The organism is Phycicoccus sp. Root563 (assembly GCF_001427915.1).
Classification (GTDB): Bacteria; Actinomycetota; Actinomycetes; order Actinomycetales; family Dermatophilaceae; genus Pedococcus.
This window is the reverse complement of sequence record NZ_LMGM01000001.1, coordinates 889,922-915,566: the sequence shown is the minus strand read 5'-3', so window position 1 is coordinate 915,566 and position 25,645 is coordinate 889,922. Positions and strand designations below refer to the sequence as shown.

24 protein-coding genes are annotated in these 25,645 nt (G+C 71.6%); 15 read left to right on the top strand and 9 right to left on the bottom strand.

Annotated features, from left to right (window positions below):
* The first annotated feature begins 35 nt into the window (after window positions 1-35).
* The 4 genes from ASD62_RS04375 (at window position 36) to ASD62_RS04360 (ending at window position 5,441) form a co-directional block, all read left to right on the top strand.
* Window positions 36-1,400, top strand: a complete 1,365-nt coding sequence (locus ASD62_RS04375) for a dipeptidase (protein WP_056914913.1) — start codon at window positions 36-38, stop codon at window positions 1,398-1,400.
* A 23-nt stretch (window positions 1,401-1,423) separates the two neighbouring features.
* Window positions 1,424-2,437, top strand: coding sequence for a glutathione S-transferase family protein (locus ASD62_RS04370; RefSeq protein ID WP_056914912.1), 1,014 nt, complete (start codon window positions 1,424-1,426; stop codon window positions 2,435-2,437).
* Complete coding sequence (locus ASD62_RS04365; protein WP_056914911.1) at window positions 2,434-3,669, top strand: trans-acting enoyl reductase family protein; 1,236 nt, start codon at window positions 2,434-2,436, stop codon at window positions 3,667-3,669. Before ASD62_RS04370 ends, ASD62_RS04365 begins: the two co-directional genes overlap by 4 nt.
* 197 nt (window positions 3,670-3,866) lie before the next feature.
* Complete coding sequence (locus ASD62_RS04360) at window positions 3,867-5,441, top strand: DEAD/DEAH box helicase (protein WP_056914910.1); 1,575 nt, start codon at window positions 3,867-3,869, stop codon at window positions 5,439-5,441.
* A 193-nt stretch (window positions 5,442-5,634) separates the two neighbouring features.
* Here ASD62_RS04360 and ASD62_RS04355 read toward each other — a convergent pair whose 3' ends face one another.
* Together ASD62_RS04355 and nadA are read right to left on the bottom strand one after the other, a co-directional pair.
* Window positions 5,635-6,792 carry a ScyD/ScyE family protein gene (locus ASD62_RS04355; RefSeq protein WP_056914909.1) on the bottom strand — a complete coding sequence of 386 codons (1,158 nt, stop codon included), beginning with the start codon at window positions 6,790-6,792 and terminating at the stop codon, window positions 5,635-5,637.
* A 102-nt stretch (window positions 6,793-6,894) separates the two neighbouring features.
* Window positions 6,895-8,097: a quinolinate synthase NadA gene (gene nadA, locus ASD62_RS04350; protein WP_369818810.1), complete on the bottom strand. Its 1,203-nt coding sequence runs from the start codon at window positions 8,095-8,097 to the stop codon at window positions 6,895-6,897.
* 92 nt (window positions 8,098-8,189) lie between these two features.
* On the opposite strand from nadA, the gene ASD62_RS04345 reads away from it, so the two are divergent.
* Both ASD62_RS04345 and ASD62_RS04340 read left to right on the top strand, forming a co-directional pair.
* Window positions 8,190-9,326, top strand: a complete 1,137-nt coding sequence (locus ASD62_RS04345) for an esterase family protein (protein WP_082580568.1) — start codon at window positions 8,190-8,192, stop codon at window positions 9,324-9,326.
* Window positions 9,327-9,356: 30 nt separating this feature from the next.
* Window positions 9,357-10,136: a maleylpyruvate isomerase N-terminal domain-containing protein gene (locus ASD62_RS04340; protein WP_056914906.1), complete on the top strand. Its 780-nt coding sequence runs from the start codon at window positions 9,357-9,359 to the stop codon at window positions 10,134-10,136.
* A gap of 13 nt (window positions 10,137-10,149) precedes the next feature.
* Here the strand turns inward: ASD62_RS04340 and ASD62_RS04335 are convergent, their stop codons facing one another.
* The gene (locus ASD62_RS04335) at window positions 10,150-10,371 is read right to left on the bottom strand and encodes a hypothetical protein (protein ID WP_056914905.1); all 222 of its coding nucleotides are present in this window, start codon (window positions 10,369-10,371) and stop codon (window positions 10,150-10,152) included.
* A 275-nt stretch (window positions 10,372-10,646) separates the two neighbouring features.
* Between ASD62_RS04335 and ASD62_RS04330 the strand changes: the two genes are divergently transcribed.
* Window positions 10,647-11,813, top strand: a complete 1,167-nt coding sequence (locus ASD62_RS04330; RefSeq protein WP_056914904.1) for a glycerate kinase — start codon at window positions 10,647-10,649, stop codon at window positions 11,811-11,813.
* A 106-nt stretch (window positions 11,814-11,919) separates the two neighbouring features.
* Complete coding sequence (locus ASD62_RS04325; protein WP_056914903.1) at window positions 11,920-12,309, top strand: iron-sulfur cluster assembly accessory protein; 390 nt, start codon at window positions 11,920-11,922, stop codon at window positions 12,307-12,309.
* A 74-nt stretch (window positions 12,310-12,383) separates the two neighbouring features.
* Here ASD62_RS04325 and ASD62_RS04320 read toward each other — a convergent pair whose 3' ends face one another.
* Window positions 12,384-13,109: a flavodoxin family protein gene (locus ASD62_RS04320; RefSeq protein ID WP_157581326.1), complete on the bottom strand. Its 726-nt coding sequence runs from the start codon at window positions 13,107-13,109 to the stop codon at window positions 12,384-12,386.
* 77 nt (window positions 13,110-13,186) lie between these two features.
* Between ASD62_RS04320 and ASD62_RS04315 the strand changes: the two genes are divergently transcribed.
* Both ASD62_RS04315 and aat read left to right on the top strand, forming a co-directional pair.
* Window positions 13,187-14,173, top strand: coding sequence for a carbohydrate kinase family protein (locus ASD62_RS04315; protein WP_056914901.1), 987 nt, complete (start codon window positions 13,187-13,189; stop codon window positions 14,171-14,173).
* A 3-nt stretch (window positions 14,174-14,176) separates the two neighbouring features.
* Window positions 14,177-14,857, top strand: coding sequence for a leucyl/phenylalanyl-tRNA--protein transferase (gene aat / locus ASD62_RS04310; RefSeq protein ID WP_056914900.1), 681 nt, complete (start codon window positions 14,177-14,179; stop codon window positions 14,855-14,857).
* Between the two features lie 6 nt (window positions 14,858-14,863).
* Here the strand turns inward: aat and ASD62_RS04305 are convergent, their stop codons facing one another.
* Together ASD62_RS04305 and ASD62_RS04300 are read right to left on the bottom strand one after the other, a co-directional pair.
* On the bottom strand, window positions 14,864-15,136 hold the full coding sequence (locus ASD62_RS04305; protein ID WP_056914899.1) for a sulfurtransferase TusA family protein: 273 nt from the start codon (window positions 15,134-15,136) through the stop codon (window positions 14,864-14,866).
* Window positions 15,133-16,359 (bottom strand): cysteine desulfurase family protein, encoded by a 1,227-nt coding sequence (locus ASD62_RS04300; RefSeq protein ID WP_082580567.1) that lies wholly within the window; start codon window positions 16,357-16,359, stop codon window positions 15,133-15,135. The genes ASD62_RS04305 and ASD62_RS04300 overlap by 4 nt, the downstream gene beginning before the upstream one ends.
* A 63-nt stretch (window positions 16,360-16,422) precedes the next feature.
* Here ASD62_RS04300 and coxB point away from each other — a divergent pair, with 63 nt between their 5' ends.
* From coxB to ASD62_RS04275, 5 genes are all read left to right on the top strand, one after another.
* Window positions 16,423-17,352, top strand: coding sequence for a cytochrome c oxidase subunit II (gene coxB / locus ASD62_RS04295; protein WP_082552805.1), 930 nt, complete (start codon window positions 16,423-16,425; stop codon window positions 17,350-17,352).
* Window positions 17,352-19,151 (top strand): cytochrome c oxidase subunit I, encoded by a 1,800-nt coding sequence (ctaD, locus tag ASD62_RS04290; protein WP_056914897.1) that lies wholly within the window; start codon window positions 17,352-17,354, stop codon window positions 19,149-19,151. The genes coxB and ctaD overlap by 1 nt, the downstream gene beginning before the upstream one ends.
* A gap of 2 nt (window positions 19,152-19,153) precedes the next feature.
* Complete coding sequence (locus ASD62_RS04285) at window positions 19,154-19,555, top strand: cytochrome c oxidase subunit 4 (RefSeq protein WP_056914896.1); 402 nt, start codon at window positions 19,154-19,156, stop codon at window positions 19,553-19,555.
* A gap of 400 nt (window positions 19,556-19,955) precedes the next feature.
* Window positions 19,956-21,164 carry an Ig-like domain-containing protein gene (locus tag ASD62_RS04280; protein WP_056914895.1) on the top strand — a complete coding sequence of 403 codons (1,209 nt, stop codon included), beginning with the start codon at window positions 19,956-19,958 and terminating at the stop codon, window positions 21,162-21,164.
* 13 nt (window positions 21,165-21,177) lie between these two features.
* On the top strand, window positions 21,178-22,254 hold the full coding sequence (locus ASD62_RS04275; protein WP_056914894.1) for an alkaline phosphatase family protein: 1,077 nt from the start codon (window positions 21,178-21,180) through the stop codon (window positions 22,252-22,254).
* Between the two features lie 9 nt (window positions 22,255-22,263).
* Here the strand turns inward: ASD62_RS04275 and ASD62_RS04270 are convergent, their stop codons facing one another.
* The 3 genes from ASD62_RS04270 to ASD62_RS04260 all read right to left on the bottom strand — a co-directional run bounded on the left by ASD62_RS04270 (window position 22,264) and on the right by ASD62_RS04260 (window position 25,587).
* Window positions 22,264-22,605 carry a metallopeptidase family protein gene (locus tag ASD62_RS04270; protein WP_082552804.1) on the bottom strand — a complete coding sequence of 114 codons (342 nt, stop codon included), beginning with the start codon at window positions 22,603-22,605 and terminating at the stop codon, window positions 22,264-22,266.
* A gap of 124 nt (window positions 22,606-22,729) precedes the next feature.
* Window positions 22,730-24,496: a ubiquinol-cytochrome c reductase cytochrome b subunit gene (locus tag ASD62_RS04265; RefSeq protein ID WP_056914892.1), complete on the bottom strand. Its 1,767-nt coding sequence runs from the start codon at window positions 24,494-24,496 to the stop codon at window positions 22,730-22,732.
* Complete coding sequence (locus tag ASD62_RS04260) at window positions 24,493-25,587, bottom strand: ubiquinol-cytochrome c reductase iron-sulfur subunit (RefSeq protein ID WP_056914891.1); 1,095 nt, start codon at window positions 25,585-25,587, stop codon at window positions 24,493-24,495. Before ASD62_RS04260 ends, ASD62_RS04265 begins: the two co-directional genes overlap by 4 nt.
* Between the last annotated feature and the right edge of the window lie 58 nt (window positions 25,588-25,645).

The window sequence follows — 25,645 nt, the reverse complement described above, 5'->3', positions numbered from 1 at the left end:
GCGACGGCGTGCGCGCTCCCGTTAGGCTCGCCGCCGTGACCGACGACGTTCTGAGCCCCGACCAGGTTTCCGCCCTCAAGGCCACGGTGGCCGACCTCATGCCCGGCCTGCGTGCCGACCTGGAGGCACTGACCCGCATCCCCAGCGTCAGCCTCGACGCCTTCGACCAGGCCCACGTCGAGGCCAGCGCCGAGGCGACCGCCGAGCTGCTCCGCGCCGAGGGGCTGGAGGTGGAGATCGTCCGCGAGGGCGGTCGTCCGGCGGTGATCGCCCACGTCGACGGGCCCGAGGGTGCGCCGACGGTGATGCTCTACGCCCACCACGACGTGCAGCCCCCCGGCGACGACAAGGACTGGGACAGCGCTCCGTTCGAGCCGACCGAGCGTGACGGACGCCTCTACGGGCGCGGCGCCGCCGACGACAAGGCCGGGATCATGGCCCACCTCGCCGCCCTGCGCGCCCACCGCGGGCAGCTGCCCGTGGGCGTGACGGTGTTCGTCGAGGGCGAGGAGGAGATCGGCTCCGACTCGCTCCCCACCATCCTCGAGCGGCACGGGGAGAAGCTGCGCGCGGACGCGATCGTCCTCGCCGACTCGACCAACTGGGCCATCGGCGAGCCGGCCCTCACCACGACGCTGCGCGGCCTGATCCGGGTCGTGGTGACCGTGACCACCCTCGACCACGGCATCCACTCCGGCATGTTCGGCGGCGCCGTCCCGGACGCGATCACCGCGCTGGTGCGGCTGCTCGCGACCCTGCACGACGACGCCGGCGACGTGGCGATCGCGGGCCTGCGGTCGGGCACCGCCAGCGACCTCGACTTCGACGAGGCGCGCCTGCGTGAGGAGTCCGGCCTGCTCGACGGGGTCGAGGTCATCGGCACCGGTTCGCTGCTCGACCGCATCTGGGCCAAGCCCACGGCCACGGTCATCGGCATCGACGCCCCCTCCGTGGCGAAGTCCTCGAACACCCTCGTGCCCACCGCGAGCGCCAAGGTCTCCATCCGCCTCGCTCCCGACGAGGTCCCCCTCGACGCGTATGCCGCGGTGCAGCGCCACGTCGAGGCGAACATCCCGTGGGGCGCCAAGGTGGAGGTCCACCTCGACGACCAGGGGGCCGGGTTCGCGGCCGACGCCGACGGGCCGGTCTACGACCAGACGCGGGCCGCGTTCACCGACGCCTGGGGTGTCGAGCCGGTGGACATCGGCGTGGGGGGATCGATCCCGTTCGTCGCCGCGTTCGCCGAGAAGTTCCCGCAGGCCGCGATCCTCGTCACCGGCGTGGAGGACCCCGACACCAGGGCGCACGGCGCGAACGAGTCGCTGCACCTCGGCGAGTTCGAGAAGGTCTGCGTGGCCGAGGCGATCCTCCTGGCCAGGCTGGGCGCCCTGCCGCGCTGACCGGAACCGGTTAGGTTCAGGGCATGGCGCAGAGCAAGGGTTACGTCGAGCCGTCGTTCGAACGCGACACCCGCTACATCAACGACCGCATCACCACGACCGGCGACGGTGAGGGGGAGTGGCCCGTCGAGCCGGGGCGGTACCGCCTCGTCGCGGCCCGGGCCTGTCCCTGGGCGAACCGCACGATCATCGTCCGGCGGCTGCTGGGGCTGGAGGACGTCCTCTCGCTCGGGCTGTGCGGGCCGACCCACGACCAGGACAGCTGGACGTTCGACCTCGACCCCGGCGGTGTCGACCCGGTCCTCGGCATCCCGCGGCTCAAGGACGCCTACGAGGCGCGCCAGCCCGGGTACCCGCGGGGCATCACCGTCCCGGCGATCGTCGAGGTCGAGAGCGGCAAGGTCGTCACCAACGACTTCGCCCAGATGACCCTCGACTTCTCGACGCAGTGGCGCCAGCACCACCGTGACGGCGCCCCGGACCTCTACCCCGAGGCGCTGCGCGAGGAGATGGACGAGGTGATGAAGCGCGTCTACACCGAGGTCAACAACGGCGTGTACCGCTGCGGCTTCGCCGGGACCCAGGAGGCGTACGACCAGGCGTACGACCGGTTGTTCACGGCCCTGGACTGGCTGGAGAACCGGCTCGCGGACCGTCGCTACCTCATGGGCGACACGATCACCGAGGCCGACGTGCGCCTGTTCACGACGCTCGCGCGGTTCGACCCGGTCTACCACGGGCACTTCAAGACCAACCGCTCCAAGCTGAGCGAGATGCCGGTCCTGTGGGCCTACGCGCGCGACCTCTTCCAGACGCCCGGGTTCGGCGACACGACCGACTTCGCCCAGATCAAGCGGCACTACTACGTCGTGCACCACGACATCAACCCCACCGGCATCGTGCCGGCAGGGCCCGACCTGTCGGGCTGGCTCACGGACCACGGTCGTGAGGCGCTCGGCGGCAGCCCGTTCGGCGACGGGACCCCTCCTGGTCCGGTCCGCGACGGCGAGGCCGTGGCTGCCGAGGGGCGGGCGTGAGGGTCCGGGAGCACGACGTCGTCGTCTACGGGGCCACGGGCTTCGTGGGGCGGCTGCTGGCCGCCTACCTCGCCGAGCACGCGCCCCGCGGGACGAGGGTGGCCCTCGCCGGTCGTTCGCGGGCCAGGCTCGAGGAGGTCCGTCGCGGGCTCCCCGCCGCTGCGCGTGACTGGCCGGTGGTCGTGGCCGATGCCGCCGACGAGGACGCGCTGCGCGCCCTGGCGGAGTCCACCACCGTCGTCGCCACGACCGTGGGTCCCTACCTGCGCTACGGCATGCCCCTGGCCCGCGCCTGTGCCGGGGCGGGTACCCACTACGCGGACCTGACCGGCGAGATCCTGTTCGTGCGCAAGGCGATCGACGAGTGCGACGCGGTGGCCAGGTCCAGTGGTGCGCGCATCGTCACCGCCTGTGGTTACGACTCCGTGCCGTCCGACCTCGCCGTCCACCTGCTGCACGAGCGTGCGCGGCACGACGCTGCCGGAGGCCTGCTCGACACCACGCTGCACGCTCGGGCGAAGGGTGGCGTGAGCGGTGGCACCGTGGACTCCTCCCGGGCCCAGCTCGAGGCCGTCGCGACGGACCGCCGGGCCGTGAAGACGCTGTTCGACCCCTACTCCCTGAGCCCCGACCGCAAGGCCGAGCCGGACCTGGGCAAGCAGCGCGACCCCATGTCCGTCTTCCGTGACGCCGACACCGGCGACTGGGTCGGGCCCTTTGTCATGGCGAGCTTCAACTCACGGATCGTGAGGCGCAGCAACGCCCTTCGTGAGCACGCCTACGGTCGTCGCTTCCGCTACCGCGAGCTCAGCGCCTATGGCGACGGGTTCGTCGCCAGGCAACGTGCGAACGTCTTCACCGCCGGGCTGGGTCTGGCGATGAAGGCGATGGCGGACCCGCGGACCCGTCCCGTCTTCGACCGCCTCGCGCCCTCGCCGGGCGAGGGCCCCAGCGAGAAGGCCCGTCGCAGCGGCTGGTTCTCGATGAAGGTGCGGACCACGACCGAGACCGGTCGCCGCTACCTCGCCACCGTGACCGCCCAGGGAGACCCGGGGTATGCCGCGACGACGGTCATGCTCGGGGAGGCCGCCCTGTGCCTGGCCCTGGACGGCGACCGTCTGCCGCCGGCGGCCGGGGTGCTCACCCCCGCCACGGCCATGGGGGACGCGCTGGTCAACCGCCTGCGCGCCCGCGACTTCACCCTGCGGGTCGAGGAGATCCCGGGCGCCTGAGGGGACGTCCCCCGGGTGGTGCGGACGCGGCACCCGGGGTCGGCTGTCAGGGGAGGCAGCCGCGAACCGATAGGGTGGTGCCACCGGCCCGCACAGTTCTGCCTCGGGCCGTGGCACGTGATCAAGCTCTTGCGCTGCGAACCCATGTCGGTTTCGCGCCGGGCGGAACACCCCTTTGACTGCTCTGGAGTACCCCTGTGTCTGTCGACACCACCTTCCCGAGCCTCGGCGTCCCCGACGCCCTGGCTTCCGTCCTCGCGGCTCGCGACATCACCGTCCCGACCCCCATCCAGACCGCGACCCTGCCCGACTCGCTCGCCGGTCGCGACGTGCTGGGCCGCGGCCGCACCGGGTCCGGCAAGACCTACGCGTTCCTGCTGCCGATGCTGGCCCGGTTGTCCGCGTCGAACGCCCCGCGCCAGTCGCGCCGGCCTCGTGCGCTGATCCTGGCCCCGACGCGTGAGCTCGTCACCCAGATCCAGGCCGCCATGGCCCCGCTCGCCGAGCCGCTCGGCATCTCCTCGGTCACCATCTTCGGTGGCGTCGGCCAGAACCCTCAGGTGTCCGCGCTCCGCAAGGGCGTCGACGTCGTGCTCGCCTGCCCCGGACGCCTCGAGGACCTGCTCCAGCAGGGCGCCCTCACCCTCGACGGCATCGAGGTCACCATCCTCGACGAGGCCGACCACATGGCCGACCTCGGCTTCCTTCCCGGTGTGAAGCGCATCCTCGACAAGACGCCCCGGAACGGCCAGAAGCTGCTGTTCTCGGCGACGCTGGACGCCGGCATCGACGTCATCGTCAAGCGCTACCTGTCCAATCCCGTGACGCACCAGGCTGATTCGGCGCAGTCGCCGATCTCGACCATGGCCCACCACATTTTCCACGTGCACCGCGACGCCCGCCTCGAGGTGCTCCTCGACCTGACCTCGGCCCCGGGCCGCAAGGTCGTCTTCACCCGTACCAAGCACGGTGCCAAGAAGCTGGCCAAGCAGCTCAACGCCTCCGGCGTCCCGGCGGTGGAGCTGCACGGCAACCTCGGCCAGGGCGCGCGTGACCGCAACATGGCGGCCTTCCACGAGGGCAAGGCCTCCACGCTGGTGGCCACCGACATCGCGGCCCGCGGCATCCACGTCGACGACGTCGCGCTCGTCATCCACGCGGATCCGCCGGTCGAGCACAAGGCCTACCTGCACCGCTCGGGCCGCACCGCCCGCGCCGGCGCCGACGGCACCGTCATCACGCTCATGACCGACGACCAGGTCGCCGACGTGCGCGTCCTCACGAACAAGGCCGGGATCCGCGCCAAGACCACGAGGCTTGGCCTCGGTCACCCCATGCTCCTCGAGGTCGCCCCGGGCGAGCGCGTCACGACCGGCCCGCTCGTCCTCACCACCCCGACCCAGCCCTCGGGCGGGTCCGGCGGGGGACAGTCCCGTCGTGGCGGCTCCGGCCGCTCCGGTGGCGGCGCCCGTTCGGCCGGGGCCCGCTCCGGCGGCCCGCGCACCGGTGAGGGCGCGCGCTCCGGGGACGGCGCCCGGTCCGGTGGTGGCCGCCGCGGTGGTCGTCCGGCCGGTGCCGCGGACTCGACCGGCGGCCCGCGTTCGGGCAGTAGTCGCTCCGGTGGCCAGGGCTCGGCAGGTGGCCAGCGGTCCGGCGGGCAGCGCTCCGGCGGTCGCCCGGCCGGTGGGTCGACCCCGACCTACTCGACGTCCACCGGTGGAGCGGCAGGCTTCTCCGCGGGCAGTAGGCCCGGCGCGCGCCGGGGTCGCTGACCTCACGGCACGGCACCACATCGCCTGACGGGGACCAGCGCACGATGCTGGTCCCCGTCACGGTGTCGCCCCTGCGACTCCGTGACGGGGACCATGCCCCCCTGTGGTGGTCTCCGGTCCGGGATGAGTCGGACCGGGGCGCCCCCTGTGCTCTGTGCCGGCGTCACGCCCCTCCCGCGCGACGCCGGTGGTCCTACAGCCGGTACCTCCAGACCTCTCCGCCGCCCGGGCAGACCGAGCAGGTGGAGACGTAGGCCGAGCCGTCACGGATCGCCAGGCCGTAGGGCGCGGGCAGGTCGTCGGCGACGACCTTGTGCGCGCCGGTCCGCGAGACCTGCAGCAGCGAGCCCGACGGCAGCGCGTCACCGACGGCCAGCAGCCCGGTGTCGGCGAGCTGAACGGCATACAGCCGGCCGTGGCGGTCGAAGGCCAGGCTGGTGACGTTGGTCAGGCCGGTGGCCCACACGGTGGGGGCCTGGCCCTTGACGACGCGGTAGATGTTGGCGTGGCCCACGGGGAACGGGAAGCCGGTGAGCTGGCTGACGTACCAGGCGCCGTCAGGGCCACGGACGACCGCGGTGGGTACCGCCTGCGACGGGATCATCGTCCCGGGAGGCAGCCCGAGGAACGGCGGTGCCTCGGCGAGCTGGTCCTGGAAGACCGCTGTCGTGGTGACCTTCCCGTGCTTGACGGTGAGCAGGTCGTTCCCGCCGGCATCGGTCACCACGAAACCGGAGCCCGACCGCTCCACCGAGCTCGGGTTGCTGTCGGGGTCGTGGATCGGGTTGGCCGTGGCCTCGTGCGCGGCCAGGTCGGCGAGCGTGGTCGTCCACCCGGAGCCCTCGCGGGCCAGCTGGAGGGTGCCCAGGCGGGCCGCCGAGTCGGGCAGTCCGTCGCGGGCCGCGGGAGGTGCGCCGAGGCCGACGAGCACGGCGAGCCGTCGCCCGCCGAGCGCCACGACGTCGGACGGGCCGATGGCACTCGTGCCGTCCGGTGCGGCCAGTGACGGCAGCCCCGTGACCACGCGGGTCTGGTGGCCGCGCTTGCCGATCTTGGTGACGGCTCCGGACGTGCCCAGGCACGCCTGACCCTCCGGCCCGGCGATGCACGGTCCGGCGCCCCCGCGGCCCGCCTCTGCGACGTAGACGTCACCGCGGCCGGTGACGGTGAGCTGGCGTGGGTTGTCCAACCCGGAGGCGACCCTCGACGGGCCCTTGGCGCCGTGGTGGTCTTCGTGCGCGCCTGCGGGTCCGGCGGTCGCGCCGACAGTCCCGGCGGCCAGGGCTGCGCTGGCCGCCCAGGTCACGAGGACCCGGCGGCGGTATCGTCCGATGCTGCTGGTGGTGGTCATACGGTGACTCCCTGCGGTAGGAATCCCTGCAAGTCACCCAGTGTGTTGATCTGTGAACGAGGTCGCCTCCCGCACGAGGACTAGTCCACGTGCGGACCGGGACTAGTCCTTGTGGGTCTCCCCGGGCAGCGCGAGCATCTGGTCGAGGGCGATGCGGGCGTGGTGCGCGACGTCGGGGTCCACGCGGATCGGGTTGACGACCCGACCCTCGACGAGCGACTCGAGCGTCCAGACGAGGTGGGGCAGGTCGATCCGGTTCATCGTCGAGCAGTAGCAGACGTTCTTCTCGAGGAACGCGATCTGCTGCTTCGGGAACATCGTCGCGAGCCGGCGCACGAGGTTGAGCTCGGTGCCGACCACCCACGAGGTCCCGTCGGGGGCGGCCGCGATGGTCTTGATGATCTTCTCCGTGGAGCCCACCTCGTCGGCTGCCTCGACGACCTCGTGGCGGCACTCGGGATGGACGATGACCTTGACGCCCGGGATGTCGCGACGAGCCTGCTCGACGGCCTCGAGGCTGAACCGGCCGTGCACGGAGCAGTGCCCGCGCCACAGGATCATGGTGGCGTCCTGCAGCTCCTGGCGGGTCAGGCCGCCCATCGGCCGGTGCGGGTCGAACACCACGCAGCCGTCGAGGGAGCCCCCGAGGTCGCGCACGAAGGTGTTGCGCCCCAGGTGCTGGTCCGGCAGGAAGAGCACCTTGCCCCCCTCGCCCTTCTCCGCCAGGGCCCACTCCAGGGCGGTCCTCGCGTTGGAGGACGTGCAGATCGTGCCGCCGTGGCGACCGGTGAAGGCCTTGATCGCCGCGGACGAGTTCATGTACGTCACCGGCACGGTCCGGTCGGCGACGCCGGCCTCGACGAGGTCCTCCCAGGCGTCCTCGACCTGCCGGATCGCAGCCATGTCCGCCATCGAGCAGCCGGCCGCGAGGTCGGGCAGGATCACCGTCTGCTGGTCACTGGTGAGGATGTCGGCCGACTCCGCCATGAAGTGCACACCGCAGAAGACGATGTAGGGGGCGTCCGGTCGCGCCGCCGCGTCCTTGGCGAGCTTGAACGAGTCGCCGGTGACGTCCGCGAACTCGATGACCTCGTCACGCTGGTAGTGGTGGCCGAGGACGAAGACCCGGTCGCCCAGCGCCTCCTTCGCCGCTCGAGCGCGCTCGACCAGGCCGGGGTCGGACGCGGCCGGCAGGTCGCCCGGGCACTCCACCCCGCGCTCGCTGTGCAGGTCCCGGCCACGACCGAGGACCAGCAGGGGCAGTGGCGTGGTGGGGGAGGCGTCCGTCGAGGTGCTCACGCCCAGATCGTATGCCGTGGGCCGACGTGCAGCCGACTCACACCTGACCCCCAGCCTCCTGTCAGGCGTCCGGCGCAGGCTGCCCCCATGGGTGGGCCGTGCACGCGCCGCGCGTCGGGGAGTCCGCCGTGTCCCTGACGTCGACGACGCTGCCCGTCGTCCTCGCGCTGGCTGCGGCCGCGGTCTTCGCCCTGCTGGCGTCCGGCCGTCCCCGGGTCAGGCGGCCCTGGGCCGCCACCGGTGCCCGCGCCGCCGGCCTCCTCGTGCTCAACGTGCTCGTCGTCGCCCTCGTCGGCGCCGAGCTGAACGACCACTTCGACTTCTACGTCAGCTGGTCCGACCTCGCCGGTGCGCAGGCGGCGACCACGGTGACGCACCACGGGGCCACCGCCCGGTCCGCCGCCTCCACCCGGCTGCCGTCCGGGCTGCGCCCCGCCACGAGCCTCCCCGCCCTGCCGAGCCCCGGGGAACGGGTCCAGCACTACACCGTGACCGGCGCGCGGAGCGGGGTGCGTGGCCAGGTCGACGTCCTCCTCCCCGCGGGCTACTCGACCGCGACGGCCACGAGCTACCCCGTCCTCGAGGCCCTGCACGGCTACCCCGGCACCACCGACTCCTGGCTCACCGGGATGGGCGTGGAGGGAGCGTTGGACCGGGCCGTCGCCGACCACTCGATCAAGGACGCCGTCGTCGTGCTCCCGCAGATCAACCTGCCGTATGCCGTGGACTCGGAGTGCGTCGACGGTCCGGCGGGCACGTCGCAGGTGGAGACCTGGCTCGCCCAGGACGTGCCGCAGTTCGTGGTGGACCACTTCAGGGTCCGGACCGACAGGTCGTCGTGGGCCGTGGCCGGGTACTCGGAGGGCGGCTGGTGCGCCGCGATGCTGGGGCTGCGCCACCCCGCGGTCTTCGGGGGTGACATCGTCTTCAGCGGTTCGTTCACCCCGGAGTTCAGCCGTGGCTACCGACCGTTCGGGTCGAGGGTCCCGGGCCGCTACCAGCTGGCCGCGGTCGTGCGCCGCGACCCGCCCCCTCTGGCGATGTGGGTGCAGGCCAGCAAGAAGGACGGCTACGCCTACCCGCCGACGGCGGCGTTCCTCAAGTCGGTCAGGGCGCCGCTGTCGGTGACGACCGACCTGCTGAAGACCGGCGGGCACCGCGAGCAGCTCTGGGCGGGGGAGCTCCCGACGGCCCTGAGCTGGCTCGGACGCAGCGTGCCCGGCTTCTCGCCCTGAGCGGACCGTGGGGGCCCGTACGCTCGGCGCATGGACGACACCGCGACCCTGGCCGCGCTGCGCGGGGCCACCACCGCGATGGCCGGGACGGTGGCCGGGCTCGATGCCGCTGCGCCCGTGCCGACCTGCCCGGGCTGGGACGTCACCAGCCTCGTCGACCACCTGGGCCGGGTGCACCTCTGGGCGGAGGCGGCGGTCCGCACCGGAGCGTCGCCGGACCCCTACCCCAGGAGGGACCGTGACCGGGCGCTCGGCGACTGGTACGCCGACAGCGCCGCCCTCCTCGTGCAGACGCTGGCCGGACGGGACCCCGACGAAGCGGCGTGGAGCTTCTCCGCCGTCCCGCACCACGGGACGGTGCGGTTCTGGCGGCGCCGCCAGCTGCACGAGACCACCGTCCACCACGTCGACGCCCTCGTCGCTGCAGGGGCGCTGGACCTGTCAGGGCGCGTGGAGGCCGTGGCGGGCTTGTCGGCCACCGAGGCCGCCGACGGCGTGGACGAGGTGCTCGAGGTGTTCGTTCCCAGGGTGCTGGTGCGCCGGGCGGACGAGCCACCGGAGGTCGTCGTGCCGGCACCGCACCCGGTCGCCCTCGCCTGCAGCGATGTCGACGCCTCGTGGACGTTGCGGTTGGTCGACGGCGTCCCCGTGGTGCGCCCGGGGGTCGGCGGCGATGCGGTCGCGCTCGTCCGTGGACCGGCGACCCACCTGTACCTCTCGCTCTGGCACCGCGCCGACGCGGGGGTGCTCGAGGTCGAGGGGGACGGGGCAGCGGCGAGTCGCCTCCTGGGCGCCTCGCTCGTGCCCTGAGGCCGGGTCTGGCCTAGAGGGGGTGGATCTTGGTGCTGTTGAGGGCCACGCTCACGGTGCTGGCACCGAAACGGACCTCCATGCGGTCACCGATGATCCGGACGACCGAACCCAGGCCGTGCCGGTCGTGGGTGACCCGGTCGTCGACCGCGAAGTCGTGCAGCTCGGGTGCCGGCTTCGCCTGGAAAGGGCTGTTCTTCAGGACGGGCTTCTTGGCGGGCTGTCGGGGGCGCATCAGTCCAGTGTCCTCCTATTTGGCGTGTCCTGGGGACCGCCGTGCCGTCCGATCAGCGCCTTTCCGGCCGGCTACCCTGCTTTTAGGGGCGCCGACGAGCTCCTGACCTGCGCAGATGGGCTCCGCTGCCGGTCGTGGGGCTGGTCAGCACTTCTCCCGGTGACCGGGCGACGACTGCCTGGGGGTGGCGGTGCAGAACGAGACGTGGAGCCCGAGGTCCTGCTGGGAACCGACGCCCGGGGCGTGGCCGTCGGCATCGCTGCCACAATGCCCGTGTGCACGTCGTCATCGCCCCGGACTGCTTCACCGGCACCCTCACGGCCCAGCAGGCCGCCGAGGCGATGGCTGCGGGGTGGCGACGGACCGCACCGCACGACCTGCTCACGCTCATGCCCTTGTCCGACGGCGGCCCGGGGTTCCTCGACGTCCTCGCCGCGGCCATCCCCGAGGCCCGCACCCTGGCCGTCACCGTCGCCGACCCGTTGGGCCGCGAGGTACCCGCCGCGATCCTGCTCGTCGACGGCGAACCCGGCCCGACGGCATACCTCGAGTCGGCGCAGGCTGCGGGCCTGCACCTGCTCGCCGCCGACGAACGCAACCCCGCCGTGACGAGCACGTGGGGGGTCGGGCAGCTGCTCGACGCGGCCCTGGCCGCAGGGGCGACCCGCGTCGTCGTCGGCCTCGGGGGCAGCGGCACCAACGACGGGGGAGCGGGCCTGCTCGCGGCCCTCGGCGTGGGTGGGCCCTCCGAGCTCGCGCGCGGGGGCATGGCGCTCGCGGACCTCGCCGACGACGCCCTGACCGGGCTCGAGGACGTGCGTCGCAAGCTCGCCGGGGTCGAGCTCGTCCTCGCCAGCGACGTGGAGTCCCCGCTGCTCGGGCTCCAGGGTGCCTCGGCGGTGTTCGCCCCGCAGAAGGGTGCGTCGCCGGAGCTGGCCCAGGCCCTCGAGGGTGCGCTGGGGCGGTACGTCGAGGTGGTGCGCCGGACCCTCCCCGAGACCACCGACCTGCTCACGGGGAAGCCGCTGCGGCTCGACAAGCAGCCGGGTGCCGGTGCGGCGGGCGGGCTCGGCTACGCCCTCTACCTGCTGGGCGGACGCCGGGTCAGCGGCGTCACGGAGGTGCTCACGGCCGTCGGGCTGCGTGACGTCCTCGCGGCCGCCGACCTCGTGGTCACGGGGGAGGGCAGCTTCGACTGGCAGAGCCTGCAGGGCAAGGTCGTCGCCGGGGTCGCCGAGCTGGCCCTGGAGACGGCCACGCCGAGCGTCGTCATCGCCGGCCAGACCCTGGTGGGGCGCCGGGAGGCGATGACCCTGGGGCTCTCCGGGACGTATGCCGTGGCCGAGTCGGCGCGCGAGGTGGAGGCCGCGATGGCCGACCCCGTCGGGACCCTCGCGGCGCGCGCTGCCCGGGTGGCGGCCACCTGGTCCCCCCAGCGGTGACCACGACGTACAGTGGTGAGCAGCGGGTGGGAACATATCCCGCAGACCGTGGGTTGGCAGAGATGGTCAGCCGACCCCCGACCACCGACATGAAGGACGTTCCACGATGAGTGTTCAGGACCAGACCGCTCCGGCCACCACCACGGCACCTGCCGAGGCCGCCGAGACGACCCACGGCGTCCTCCTCTCCGACGTCGCCGCTGCCAAGGTCAAGTCGCTGCTCGAGCAGGAGGGTCGTGACGACCTGCGCCTGCGCGTCGGCGTCCAGCCCGGCGGTTGCTCGGGCCTGATCTACCAGCTCTACTTCGACGAGCGCACCCTCGACGGTGACCTCGTCCGTGACTTCGACGGTGTCGAGGTCGTCGTCGACCGCATGAGCGCTCCGTACCTCGAGAACGCCAGCATCGACTTCGCGGACACCATCGAGAAGCAGGGCTTCACGATCGACAACCCCAACGCCGGCAGCTCCTGCGCCTGCGGCGACTCCTTCAGCTGATCGGCTGCTGAGTCACCGCGGCACCTGCCGCGCGACCGAACGGGCCCCCGCCACCGGTGGGGGCCCGTTCGTCGTCAGCGGTACTCGGGGTTGGGGTGCTCCTCGTAGTCGAACCGTGCGCCCGCGTCCCACTCGGTGCGCTGGTTGCCGCCCACGGGGAAGCCGCCGGCAGCCTTGAACATCGCGGCGAGGTGCATGAGGTTCCAGGTCATGAACGTCGTGTTCCGCTTCGTGAACTCGTTGTCGGGGCCGCCGCTGCCGGGGTCGAGGTACGACGGTCCGGGCCCGGCCTCGCCGATCCACCCGGCGTCGGCCCCCGGCGGGATCGAGTACCCGATGTGCTGCAGGCTGTAGAGGATGTTCGACGCACAGTGCTTGATGCCGTCCTCGTTGCCGGTGATGATCGCGCCGCCGACCTTCCCGTAGTAGACGTACTGGCCCATGGCGTTGGTCATCGAGGACCCGGCGTACAACCGCTCGATGACACGCTTGGTCACGGACGAGTTGTCGCCGAGCCAGATCGGGCCGGCGACGACGAGGATGTCGGCCTCGACGATCCGGGAGAACAGCAGCGGCCACTCGTCGCGGTCCCAGCCGTGCTCGGTCATGTCGAGGTAGACGCCGGTCGCGATGTCGTGGTCGACGGCTCTAATGAGCTGCACCTCGACCCCGTGCCGGCTCATGATCGCCGCGCTCGCGTCGACGAGGCCCTGCGTGTGGCTCTGCTCGGGGGAGCGCTTGAGGGTGCAGTTGACGAACACCGCGCGCAGGCCCGTGAAGTCGTGCTGGAGGTCGGTCATGGCAGGCATGCTCCTCCGCCGGGGCCGGGTGGGGCAATGGGTGCCGGGGTGGTGGTGACCGGGTAGGTTTCCCGATTGTGCAGATAGCCATCACCGGGTCCATCGCCACCGACCACCTCATGACCTTCAAGGGCAGGTTCCGCGACTCCCTCGTCGTCGAGCAGCTCGACAAGGTCTCGCTGTCGTTCCTCGCCGACGACCTCGAGGTCCGACGCGGAGGGGTCGCCGCCAACATCGCCTTCGGCATGGCGGGCCTGGGTCAGCGGCCGATCCTCGTCGGCGCCGTGGGCGAGGACTTCGCCGACTACCGCAGCTGGCTCGAGCGGCACGGCGTCGACTGCGCCTCGGTGCACGTCTCGGACTCCAAGCACACGGCCCGCTTCGTCTGCACCACCGACGAGGACATGGCCCAGATCGCGACGTTCTACGCCGGGGCGATGAGCGAGGCCCGGGCGATCGAGCTCGGCCCGATCGCCGACCGGGTGGGCGGCCTCGACCTCGTCGTGGTCGGGGCGAACGACCCGGAGGCGATGCTGCGCCACACCCGCGAGTGCCGCTCCCGCGGCATACCGTTCGCCGCCGACCCCAGCCAGCAGCTGGCGTTCGCCGACGGCGACACGATCCGCCAGCTCATCGACGGCGCGGACTACCTGTTGACGAACGAGTACGAGGCCGCCCTCACCTCGCAGAAGACCGGCTGGAGCCCCGAGGAGATCGCCGACCGCGTCACGACGCGCGTCATCACCAAGGGCAAGGACGGGGTGACCATCGAGCGCCGCGGTGAGGAGCCGATCGAGGTCCACGTCGCCCGCGAGGTGCGGCGTGCGGACCCGACCGGCGTCGGCGACGCCTTCCGCGCCGGGTTCCTCACCGGCCTGGCCGTCGACCTCGGGCTGCGGCACGCCGCCGAGCTCGGGTCGATGCTGGCCACCTATGTCATCGAGACGATCGGCACGCAGGAGTACACCCTCGGCAAGCGCAGCTTCCTGCAGCGCCTCGCCGACGCCTACGGCCAGGAGTCCGCCGACGCCATCGAGCCGCACATCGCCTGCATCGCCCCCTAGCCCGTGAGCGAACCCATCGAACCGCTCCCGACACCCTGGGAGTTCGACCTCACGGAGGTCGACGACGGCGAGGACCTCGTCGCCGTCGGGGGAGACCTGCGCGCCGGCACCCTGCTCGAGGCCTACCGCAGCGGGCTGTTCCCCATGGGGTTGGGGGAGCACGGCGACCGGCCGATGGGCTGGTGGTCGCCGGATCCGCGGGGGGTGCTGCTCCCCGGTGGGGTGCACGCGAGCCGTTCGCTGCGGAAGTCGTTGCGGCAGTTCGAGATGCGGGTGGACACGGCGTTCGGCGAGGTGGTGGCGGCCTGCGCCGACCCCAGCCGTGAGGGGCGGTGGATCACCCCGGAGATCGTCGACGCGTACACCGAGCTGCACGCCCTCGGCTGGGCCCACAGCATCGAGACCTGGCGCGACGGCGAGCTCGTCGGGGGTCTCTACGGGATCGCGGTCGGCGGGCTGTTCGCGGGGGAGTCGATGTTCCACCGCGTCACCGACGCCTCCAAGGCCGCTGTCCTCGCCATGGCCGGGTACGTCTTCGCCGACGGCGACGACCGGCGGATCATCGACGTGCAGTGGTCCACCGACCACCTCAGCACCCTGGGGGTCGTCACGGTGTCCCGGCGCGACTACCTGGAACGCCTCGGACGTGCGATGGAGCTGCAGCCCCCCACCTTCGGCGCCTAGGGCACCTCAGCCCGGTGCGACCACCCGCACCACGTATGCCGTGTGGTCGCCCCGGGGACCGTCCTCGCGGCCGTCATCGCCCTCGGCCACCTCGCGGCTGCCGAGGTACTCCTGGCCGCGCATCCGGCACCACGCCGGGACGTCCGCGGCGGCTGCCGGGTCGGTCGCCCACACCTCGACGACCGTGCCGGGCTCGAGGTCGCGGACGTGCTGGGCCAGCCGGATCACGGGCAGCGGGCAGCGCAGCCCGCGCGCGTCCACGACGACGGCGGCCCTCACAGGTGGGTGGCCCCCAGCTCGGCGCGGACGGCGGCGACCACCGGGGCGATGCGGGACGCGAAGGCGCGGACGTCGCGCTCGCGGTCGGAGGCGACGGCCGCGAGGGGAAGGGTGATCCGCGTGTTGCCGTGGGTCAGCACGCCCATCGCCGCGAGCACGTGGCTCGGCTCGAGGGTGCTCGAGGTGCAGGCCGACCCGGAGCCGACGGCGAAGCCGTGCCGGTCGAACTCGCGGACGAGGGCCTCGCCGTCCGCGTACAGCGCGGAGAACGTGAGCACGTGGGGCAGCCGGTCGACCGGGTCGCCGACGACCTCGACGTCGGTGACGCCCGCAGCGACGGCCCTCAGCTCGTCGACGAGGGCGAAGGCCTCCGCGGCGTCCGAGTCCCGGGTGGCCGCGGTCTGCTGCCAGGCCTCGGCGGCGGCCAGGGCCAGGGGGACCCACGGGAGGTGGCGGCTCGGGCCGTGCAGGGCCGCATCCGGGTCGGCGGGTCCGGGCAGGAGCCAGCGGGTGCGGTCGGGCACGACCAGGACACCGAGGCCACCCGGGCCGCCCCACGACGTCGCGTCGGCGGCGAGCACGTCGAAGGCCCGTGGTGGAGCCACGCGCCCCAGGGACGCCTGGGCGTCGACGCCGAGCGGCACCCCCGCCGCACGACAGGCCTCGTGCGCCGGGCCGAGGGGCTGCAGCGTGCCGACCTCGCCGTTGGCGTGCTGCAGCAGGGCCGAGACGGTGCCGGGCACTGCCACCTCGCGGGCCCAGGCGTCGAGGTCCACCCGGCCGAGCCGGTCAACGGGGACGACGCGGGCCAGGGTCCGGTCGCCGGCCTGCGCGGCGTCGTGGCGGGCCGGCAGGAGCACGGCCGAGTGCTCGACCGCGGAGGTGACGACGCGGGCGCCACGGCGGCGCGCGGCATACGACAGGCCCTGGGCCATCCACCGCACCGCGGTGGGGCCGTCAGGGGCGAAGGTGACCTCCTCCGGGCGCACACCGAGGCCCTCGGCGAGGACGGCCCGGGCGTCGTCGAGCAGCCGGCGCGCCGTCCTGCCCTCGGCGTGCAGCCGCCTCGGGTCGGCCCACCCGGCGTCGACGGCGGCGGCCAGCGTCCGGGCCGCGACCGGGTGGAGCGGGCCGGGGGCGGCGTCGAGCACGACCCGGCGACGGGGGCCGGCGCCGGGCTCGTCGGGAGCCCCGGGAGGGGCCTCGGGGGAGGGGTTCGCCACACCTCGACGTTAGCCGCCCCCTGACCGGAACAGCTGTCCGGGCTGGAGTAGGGTTTGCGCTTGATGGCCCATCACTGTTTCGAAGAAGGTGCACCGTTGCGTCAGCTCGACGTCTCTGCGCCGCGCCCTCACCGGCAGCGGTCTGTTAGCAGGAGATCCGCCACCGGCGTAGGCCTGGCGATCACCACGCTCGTCCTGTCGGGGTGTGCCGGTCGCGCCCAGGACGGGTTCCTGCCGCGCGCGGTCACCGAGGGCGGTGAGCGCGTCACGTCCCTGTGGAACGGCGCGTGGATCGCGGCCCTCGCGGTGGGCGTCATCACCTGGGGTCTGATCCTCTGGTGCGTCGTGGCCTACCGGCGCAAGAAGGACGACACCGAGCTCCCGGTGCAGCTGCGCTACAACGTGCCGATGGAGATCCTCTACACCGTCGTCCCCGTCTTCATGATCGCGGTGCTCTTCTACTACACCGCCCGTGACGAGGCCGCGCTGCTCGACACCTCCAAGCCCGCCGACGTGGTCGTCAACGTCGTGGGCAAGAAGTGGAGCTGGGACTTCAACTACGTCAAGGAGCAGACCTACGAGACCGGCACGCAGGCCGAGCTCACCGGTGAGCCGGGCGCGGAGGAGAGCCTCCCGACGCTCTACCTCCCCGTGGGCCAGCGCACCGAGTTCGTGCTGACCTCCCGCGACGTCATCCACTCGTTCTGGGTGCCGGCCTTCCTCCAGAAGCTCGACATGATCCCGGGCCGCGTCAACAAGTTCCAGGTCGTGCCCACCGAGGTCGGCACGTTCAAGGGCAAGTGCGCCGAGCTGTGCGGCGCCTACCACTCGCAGATGTTGTTCAACGTCAAGGTCGTCACGCCGGCCGAGTACCAGGCGCACATCGCCGAGCTGAAGGCGCAGGGCAACACCGGTCAGCTCGACAACAGCCTCAACGTCAACAAGCTGATGAACGAGGACAAGAACCTCGTGCCTAGTGCAGGGAGCAACTGATGGCAGCCGCCACCGAGTCGACGGGGACGTACTTCCGTTCGACGGAGGCCACTGCGACGCGTCGGCTCACCAAGGGCCAGACCGTCGTGAAGTGGATGACGACGACCGACCACAAGGTCATCGGCAACCTCTACTTCATCACGTCGTTCATCTTCTTCATGTTCGGTGGGGTGCTGGCACTGCTCATCCGCGCCGAGCTGTTCCAGCCGGGCCTGCAGGTCGTCGACAACCCCGACCAGTTCAACCAGCTGTTCACGATGCACGGCACGATCATGCTGCTGCTGTTCGCGACGCCGCTGTTCGCCGGGTTCGCCAACGCGCTCATGCCGATCCAGATCGGCGCGCCCGACGTCGCGTTCCCGCGGTTGAACATGTTCGCCTACTGGCTCTACCTGTTCGGTGGCCTCATCGCCTCGGCCGGTTTCCTCACCCCGTCGGGTGCGGCGTCGTTCGGCTGGTTCGCCTACGCCCCGCTGTCCGACGCCTCCAACAGCCCCGGCCTCGGTGGCGACCTGTGGGTCTTCGGCCTCGCGCTCGGTGGTTTCGGCACGATCCTGGGTGCCGTCAACTTCATCACCACCATCATCTGCATGCGCGCGCCCGGCATGACGATGTTCCGGATGCCCATCTTCACCTGGACCATCCTCATCACGTCGCTGCTCGTGCTGATGGCCTTCCCGGTGCTCGCCTCCGCGCTGCTCGCGCTCGGTGCCGACCGCAAGTTCGGTGCCCACGTGTTCGACCCCGGGAACGGTGGTCCGATGCTGTGGCAGCACCTGTTCTGGTTCTTCGGGCACCCAGAGGTCTACATCATCGCGCTGCCGTTCTTCGGCATCATCTCCGAGATCCTGCCGGTCTTCTCGCGCAAGCCGATCTTCGGCTACAAGACCCTGGTCTTCGCGACGATCGGCATCGCGGCGCTGTCCGTGACGGTCTGGGCCCACCACATGTACGCCACGGGCCAGGTGCTCCTGCCGTTCTTCGCGGTGATGACGATGCTCATCGCCGTGCCCACGGGCGTGAAGTTCTTCAACTGGATCGGCACGATGTGGGGCGGCAAGCTGTCCTTCGAGACGCCGATGCTCTGGTCGATCGGCTTCCTCGTGACGTTCCTGTTCGGTGGCTTGACGGGCATCATCCTGTCCAGCCCCGCCCTGGACTTCCACCTCTCCGACAGCTACTTCGTCGTCGCGCACTTCCACTACGTCGTCTTCGGCACGGTCGTGTTCGCGATGTTCGCCGGGTTCTACTTCTGGTGGCCGAAGTTCACCGGGCGCATGCTCGACGAGACGCTCGGCAAGATCCACTTCTGGATGCTCTTCATCGGCTTCCACACGACCTTCCTCATCCAGCACGTGCTCGGCATCGACGGCATGCCCCGTCGTTACGCCGACTACCTGCCCGAGGACGGGTTCACCGTCCAGAACCAGATCTCGACCTTCGGCGCCTTCCTGCTGGCGGCCTCGACGCTGCCGTTCCTCTACAACGTGTGGAAGACGTGGCGCACCGCGCCGCTCGTCGAGACCGACGACCCGTGGGGGTATGGCGCCTCGCTCGAGTGGGCGACCTCCTGCCCGCCGCCGCGCCACAACTTCGACACCCTCCCGCGCATCCGCTCGGAGCGTCCGGCGTTCGACCTGCACCACCCCGAGGCGGCTCCCGCCGGTGGGCTGCAGGCCGACCCCGACACCCTGACGCGGATCATCGGGCCGGCCGAGGTCGGGGTGGGCGAACACGCCCACGCCACCGGTTCGCTGGACCACGACAAGCACCCCCGGTTCCACGAGGAGCGCGACTGACCATGAAGATCGAGTACAAGCTCTTCGTCATCCTGGCCGCGTTCTTCGCCCCCGTGGGCCTGGCGTACGGCATCTTCACCCACTGGAAGGAGCCGGTCGGTCCCGCCGGGCTGTTCCTGTCCTCCGGTCTGGGCCTGATGATCGCCTTCTACCTCTGGGCGACCGCCCGGCGACTGCCGGAGCGCCCCGAGGACAACCCCAGCGGCGAGATCGCCGAGCAGGAGGGCGAGTACGGCTTCTTCAGCCCGCACTCCTGGTGGCCCCTGCCGCTGGCCGCTGCCGGTGCCGTCGTCTTCCTGGGCCTGGCCGTCGGCTGGTGGCTGTTCATCATCGGCGCCGCGTTCGGTGTCGTCGCCCTCGTGGGGTGGACCTTCGAGTACTTCAAGGGCCCGCACGCGGTCTGACCGGCACCTCCCGACCCTGCGCGTCCGACCGGCGCCCCTCCCGCTCGGCGGGCGGGGCGCCGTCGTCGTCCCGGTGGGAAGGTACGATGTGGGGGCGGCCCGAGGGGTGGCCGTGGCGGTCCAGGTGGGTCGCCGCTCTCCGAGGGGGCCCGGCACCTGCCAGGCCGATCAGCGTTGCGCAGCCGGGCTCGGTTGTTCCAACATCCCGGCTGCGTCGTCGCGGCCGACCACGGACCCGACACGACCGACAACCTCCAGCGGTCCTGCGGCGTCTGTCGAGCAGGGGCCCGTCCGATCGGCCCCTGGTGACGAAGCACGAGCAGGATGCGCGGCCCCGGCCGCGCACAGGGACACAGGGAGTTCACACGTGGTGCGTACGACACAGCGTTCGCGGGGCCTGATGGCAGTGGTGGGGGCCGTGGCGGCCGTCGCCCTGCTGGCCGGGTGCTCCGGCAACGCCGCCGGCCCGGCGACCGACCCCGTGGCCGGTAGCCCGTCGGCGAGCGGGAGCTCGTCGTCCAGCTCGTCGAGCACCACCACCAGCACGCCGGCCGAGCTCACGGTGACGCCCGCCGACGGCAGCACGGGCGTCAAGCCCGACCAGCCCGTCGTCGTCAAGGCCGTCAGCGGAGCCCTGGGCACCGTCTCGGTGACCGACGCCAAGGGCCGCAAGGTCGCAGGCACGGTCGCCGGCGACGGCACGTGGACGTCCACGGCCCGACTGGCTCCCAGCGCCTCCTACACCGTCACCGCGGCAGCCAAGGGCGAGGACGGCACGCCGTCCACCACGACCGCCAGGTTCTCGACCCTCAAGCCCAAGGTCACCGCCACGTACGGCATCCTCAACGCCGGCGCCACCGTCGGGGTGGGCATGCCCGTGGCGATCCAGTTCGACTCGGCGGTCACCACCGCCCAGCAGCGCGCGGAGATCGAGAAGCGGGTCAAGGTCACCACGAGCCCCAAGCAGGCCGGCGCGTGGGGCTGGCTCGACAGCCGCCAGCTGATGTGGCGTCCGGCCAGCTACTGGAAGCCCGGCACGACGGTCACCGTCGCGGCACCCCTGACCGGCGTCCAGACCGGTCCCGACAAGTGGGTCGGCAACGACGACAACGCCAGCTTCACGGTCGGCTCTGCCATGGTCTCCACGGTCGACATCAAGGCGCACACCATGACCGTCCGCCGCGGCGGGCAGGTCATCAAGGTCATCCCCGTGAGCACCGGGCGTCCCGGCAAGCTCACCGAGACCCGCTCGGGCACCAAGGTCATCATCCGCAAGGAGGGGGAGGTCACCATGGACTCCACCACCATCGGGATCGCCAAGGGCAAGCCCGGGTACTACAAGATCGACACCAAGTGGAACCTGCGGGTCACCTGGACCGGTGAGTACCTGCACGCAGCACCGTGGTCGGTGGGCGCCCAGGGCAACTCCAACGTCAGCCACGGCTGCGTCAACATGTCCCTGGCGAACGCGCAGTGGATGTTCGAGAACTCCAAGGTCGGTGACATCGTGAAGTTCACCGGCTCCAACCGCCCGTTCCTGCCGACCGAGGGCATCGGCGTCTGGCAGTACTCGTACAAGGGCTGGAAGGCGCAGAGCGCCCTCGTGTGAAGGTCCTGACGTCGTGCGCCGCGTGCTCGAGATGTCACCTGCGGTGACCCGTCTCCTCGGCGTCCTGGCCTGCGCCCTGGTCGCGGGGGGCTGCGTCGGCGCCCCGGGCGCGCCCTCCGCAGGCACGGCCACCCCGGGCAACAGCACCTCGGGCCCGGCCACCTCGGACCCGGCCACCTCGGGCACGGCCACCTCGCGGCCGCGCTCCGGTCCGGTGACGACCACCACCCCCGCCACCACCCCCACCTCCACCCTCGCTTCGACGTCCAGCACCGCCCCACCGGCCCGGGCCGGCGCGGCGGCCCTCACCGCGCCCGTGGTGACCAAGCTGCTCGTCGTGGTGGTCGAGAACCACTCGCTGGCCCAGATGCGGTCAGCCATGCCCTACACGTACTCGCTGGCCCAGCGCTACGGGTACGCCGACCACTACACGGCCACGCGTCACCCCTCGCTGCCGAACTACCTGGCCATCGCCTCGGGGAGCACGCACGGAGTCACCGACGACGGCGGTCCGGCCGTCCACCGCCTGCACGGCCCCAGCGTCTTCGGGTCGGCCCTGGCCCGGGGTCGCACGGCCGGGATCTACCTCGACGCCATGACCACGCCCTGCCGGCTCACCGCTGCGGGACGCTACGCGGTGAAGCACAACCCCTGGGCGTACTTCGTCGACGAGCGGGCCGCCTGTGGGCGCTACGACCAGCCCCTGGCTGCCTTCGACCGTGCGGTGCGCGCTGGAACCCTGCCCGACGCCGGGATGCTGGTGCCCGACCTGTGCCACGACGCGCACGACTGCTCGCTGGCCACGGCCGACCAGTGGTTCCGCGCCCGGATGGCGCAGGTCCTGACCGGGCCGGACTGGCGGTCCGGCCGCCTGGCGGTGGTGCTCACCGCGGACGAGGACGACCGCACGGCGGGCAACCGCGTGCTGACCGTCGTGGCGCACCCGTCCCTGTCCCACGTCGTCGTCCACACGCCGCTGACCCACTACTCGCTCACCCGGCTCTATGCCGAGGTCACCGGCACGCCGCGTCTGGGCGAGGGGGCGAGGGCCCCGTCCATGGCTGCCGCGTTCGCGCTCCGGACGCGGTAGCGGGGCCGCTCACCCCCAGCCGAGGGCGTGCAGCTTCGCGTCGTCGATGCCGAAGTGGTGGGCGATCTCGTGGACCACGGTCACCGCGATCTCGTCGAGCAGCTCGTCGCGGTCCTCGCACATGCGGCACAGGGGGCCGCGGAAGATCGTGATCCGGTCCGGCAGCGCACCCGCCCAGGCGTCCCCGCGCTCGGTCAGGGGAGTGCCGTCGTAGACGCCCAGCAGGTCGGGGTCCTCCGGTGGTGGCTCGTCCTCGACGAGGAACACCACGTTGTCGAGCAGCGCCATCAGCTCGCCCGGCACCTCGTCCAGGGCGTCACCGACCGCCAGCTCGAACTCCCGTGCCCCCATCTCGACCACGCGCCCAGCCTGCCACGCAGCCCGCCGCCGGCGGGACACCACCCCCGGACAGCGGTATGCCGCCCGCTCCGGGGGGAGCGGACGGCATACCGGTGGATCGGTGCCCGGGAAGGCCTCAGGGGCGCTTGCGGGGCTTGCGGTGCGAGCTCTCGAGAGCCGGGCGGGACGCCTCCTCGTGGGGGGCCTCCTCGATCGCCTCGAGGGCGTGGCCGTCGTGGTGGGCGGCAGCGAGCTCGGCCGGCGTGACCGGGTCGATGCGGTCCTTGAAGTAGAACTCCGACAGCGCGACCCGCAGCTTGTCCTTGCGGGCGGTGGGGGAGGCGACACCGTGCTCGTCGACCCCGGCCGTGAGCTGCAGGGGCTCCTGCTTGTCGTGCTGCACCAGCAGCCAGCGGGTGTACTCGTCGAGCGGCTCGTGCTGCTCGAAGAACTGGCCGTCGGCGGTGCGGACGATGCGGCCGGTCTCGCGACCGTGCAGCACGAGGTCGCGGTCGCGGCGCTGCAGCGACAGGCAGATCCGCTTGGTGACCCAGAAGGCGATCGGTGGGGCGACGAAGAACGCCGCACGCAGGATGTGGGTGATGTCGTTGATCGACAGGCCCAGCTTGATCGCCATGATGTCGTTGCCCGCGGCGAACATGAGCACGCCGTACATCGTCAGCGCCGCCATGCCCAGGCCGGTGCGCGTCGGGTTGTTGCGCGGCCGGTCGAGCAGGTGGTGCTCCCGGTCGTCGCCGGTGACCCAGCGCTCGAGGAACGGGTAGGCAGCCATCAGCCCGTACATCACGGGGATGAGGAGGATGGCACCGATCATGACGTTGAAGGAGAACGTGAACCCGAAGGCCGTGAACTCCAGCCAGCCGGGCAGCAGGCGCAGCGCACCGTCGGCGAAGCCCATGTACCAGTCCGGCTGGGAGCCGGCGGTGACCGGCGACGGGTCGTAGGGCCCGTACGCCCAGATCGGGTTGATCGTGACCAGCGCCGCGATGAGGGCGAGGACACCGAAGACGATGAAGAAGAAGCCACCGGCCTTCGCGGCATACACCGGCATGACCGGGAAGCCGACGACGTTGTCGTTGGTCTTGCCCGGGCCGGGGTACTGCGTGTGCTTGTGGATGAAGACCAGGCCGATGTGGGCGACGAAGAGGCCGACCAGGATCGCGGGCAGCAGCAGCACGTGCACGGAGTACAGGCGGGGGATGATCGCCTCGCCGGGGAAGGCGCCGTCGAACAGGAAGTACGACATGTACGAGCCGAGGACGGGGACCGAGCGCATGAAGCCCTCGGCGGCACGCAGGCCGGTACCGGACAGCAGGTCGTCGGGGAGGGAGTAGCCGGCGAAGCCCTCGACCAGCGCGAGCATCGACAGGATGCAGCCGATGACCCAGTTGATCTCACGGGGCTTGCGGAACGCACCGGTGAAGAACACGCGGAGCATGTGCACCGACAGCGCGACGATGAACATCAGCGCGGCCCAGTGGTGGATCTGCCGGATGAGCAGGCCGCCACGGATGTCGAAGGAGATGTCGACGGTCGAGCGGTAGGCCTCGGAGACGGTGACGCCACGCAGCGGCAGGTAGGAGCCGTCGTAGACGACCTGGCCGGCGCTGGGCACGAACCAGAACGTCAGGAAGGTGCCCGAGATCAGGCAGATGATCATCGAGTACATGGCGACTTCACCGAGCATGAAGGACCAGTGGTCGGGGAACACCTTCTTCATGAGGTACCCGACCGGCTTGGCAGCACCGGTGCGGTCGTCGAGCCAGCCGGCGACACCGCCGACGGCCTTCATCCCGGGGTTCGCCGGGGCCTCCGGCTGCGGGTCCTCGCGGCGAAGGCGATCGATCGGGTCGTCGGAGGACCCGTTGCGGTCGTTGCTCATGCGGAACCACGCTCCCAGAAACTCGGGCCGACAGCCTCGCGGAAGGCGGAGTCGGCCACCAGGTAACCCTCGGAATCAACGGTGATCTTCAGCTGCGGCAGCGGGCGCTTGGCCGGGCCGAAGATGACCTTGCAGTCCTGCGTCACGTCGAACGTCGACTGGTGGCAGGGGCAGAGCAGGTGGTGGGTCTGCTGCTCGTACAGGCCCACGGGGCAGCCCACGTGGGTGCAGATCTTGGAGTACGCGACGATGCCCTCATGGCCCCAGTCACGCTCCTTCTTGGGCTTGATGTCCTCGGGGTTGAGCCGCATCAGCAGGACGGCGGCCTTGGCCTTGTCCTCGAGGACGTGCTCGGAGTCCTTGATCGACTCGGGAAGGACGTGGAAGACCGAACCGATCGTGACCTGGTCGGCGCGGATCGGCGTGCGCTCCGGGTCGCGGACGAGCCGGTCGCCCTTCTTCCAGATGGTCTTGGAGAGCGCGTCCTTCGGCACCGGGCCGAGGCCCGCGACGAGCGGGACGACCAGCGTGATGGGCGGCAGCGCGAGCGCACCGAGCAGGGAGTACTTGATGAGGGGGCGACGACCGAGCTGGGCCTTGTCCCCACCGGCCGTCAGCTCCGAGACCACGCGCTGGCGGTCCTCGTCCTTGGCCCGCTGGGGGTGGCGGTACTCGACCGACTCCGCGTCGGGCATGAGGGTCTTGGCCCAGTGGACGGCGCCGACGCCGACGCCGAGCAGGGCGACGGCCATCAGCACGCCGATGACGACGTTGTAGAGGCTCGCGTCACCGATCCCGGGGATGTAGGTGCTGCTCTCCTTGTCGATCGCGAAGAAGGCGATGATGAAGCCGACCGTCGCGAGGCTCGAGAGGCCGAAGAGCGTGGCGACCTGCTTCTCGGCGCGCTTGGCGGCCTTCTCGTCGAGGTCGGCCATGCGCGCGACGTGGGGCGGGAGGCCGGGGTTCTCGAAGCGCTCGGGGAGACCCCCGGTGCCCTCGATGTGACCCTGGTCCAGCCGCACCGCCGAGGCGCCGTAGCCGTTCGAGCCCGTGCCGACGACCTCGCCGTGGGGCGTGCCGTTTTCGCTCATCGTGAGTTCGATCCTGTCGCGTTGCGGTCGTGAGTTCCATGGTGCGCCTTCGGCGCGG

Excerpts from the sequence above, each read along its gene's own strand:
- ASD62_RS04370 (WP_056914912.1), top strand. The coding sequence starts at position 1,424 with ATGGCGCAGAGCAAGGGTTACGTCGAGCCGTCGTTCGAACGCGACACC.
- ASD62_RS04355 (WP_056914909.1), bottom strand. The coding sequence starts at position 6,792 with ATGACCACCACCAGCAGCATCGGACGATACCGCCGCCGGGTCCTCGTG.
- ASD62_RS04340 (WP_056914906.1), top strand. The coding sequence starts at position 9,357 with ATGGACGACACCGCGACCCTGGCCGCGCTGCGCGGGGCCACCACCGCG.
- ASD62_RS04335 (WP_056914905.1), bottom strand. The coding sequence starts at position 10,371 with ATGCGCCCCCGACAGCCCGCCAAGAAGCCCGTCCTGAAGAACAGCCCT.
- ASD62_RS04325 (WP_056914903.1), top strand. The coding sequence starts at position 11,920 with ATGAGTGTTCAGGACCAGACCGCTCCGGCCACCACCACGGCACCTGCC.
- ASD62_RS04320 (WP_157581326.1), bottom strand. The coding sequence starts at position 13,109 with ATGACCGACCTCCAGCACGACTTCACGGGCCTGCGCGCGGTGTTCGTC.
- coxB (WP_082552805.1), top strand. The coding sequence starts at position 16,423 with ATGGCCCATCACTGTTTCGAAGAAGGTGCACCGTTGCGTCAGCTCGAC.
- ctaD (WP_056914897.1), top strand. The coding sequence starts at position 17,352 with ATGGCAGCCGCCACCGAGTCGACGGGGACGTACTTCCGTTCGACGGAG.
- ASD62_RS04285 (WP_056914896.1), top strand. The coding sequence starts at position 19,154 with ATGAAGATCGAGTACAAGCTCTTCGTCATCCTGGCCGCGTTCTTCGCC.
- ASD62_RS04280 (WP_056914895.1), top strand. The coding sequence starts at position 19,956 with ATGGCAGTGGTGGGGGCCGTGGCGGCCGTCGCCCTGCTGGCCGGGTGC.
- ASD62_RS04270 (WP_082552804.1), bottom strand. The coding sequence starts at position 22,605 with ATGGGGGCACGGGAGTTCGAGCTGGCGGTCGGTGACGCCCTGGACGAG.
- ASD62_RS04265 (WP_056914892.1), bottom strand. The coding sequence starts at position 24,496 with ATGAGCAACGACCGCAACGGGTCCTCCGACGACCCGATCGATCGCCTT.
- ASD62_RS04260 (WP_056914891.1), bottom strand. The coding sequence starts at position 25,587 with ATGAGCGAAAACGGCACGCCCCACGGCGAGGTCGTCGGCACGGGCTCG.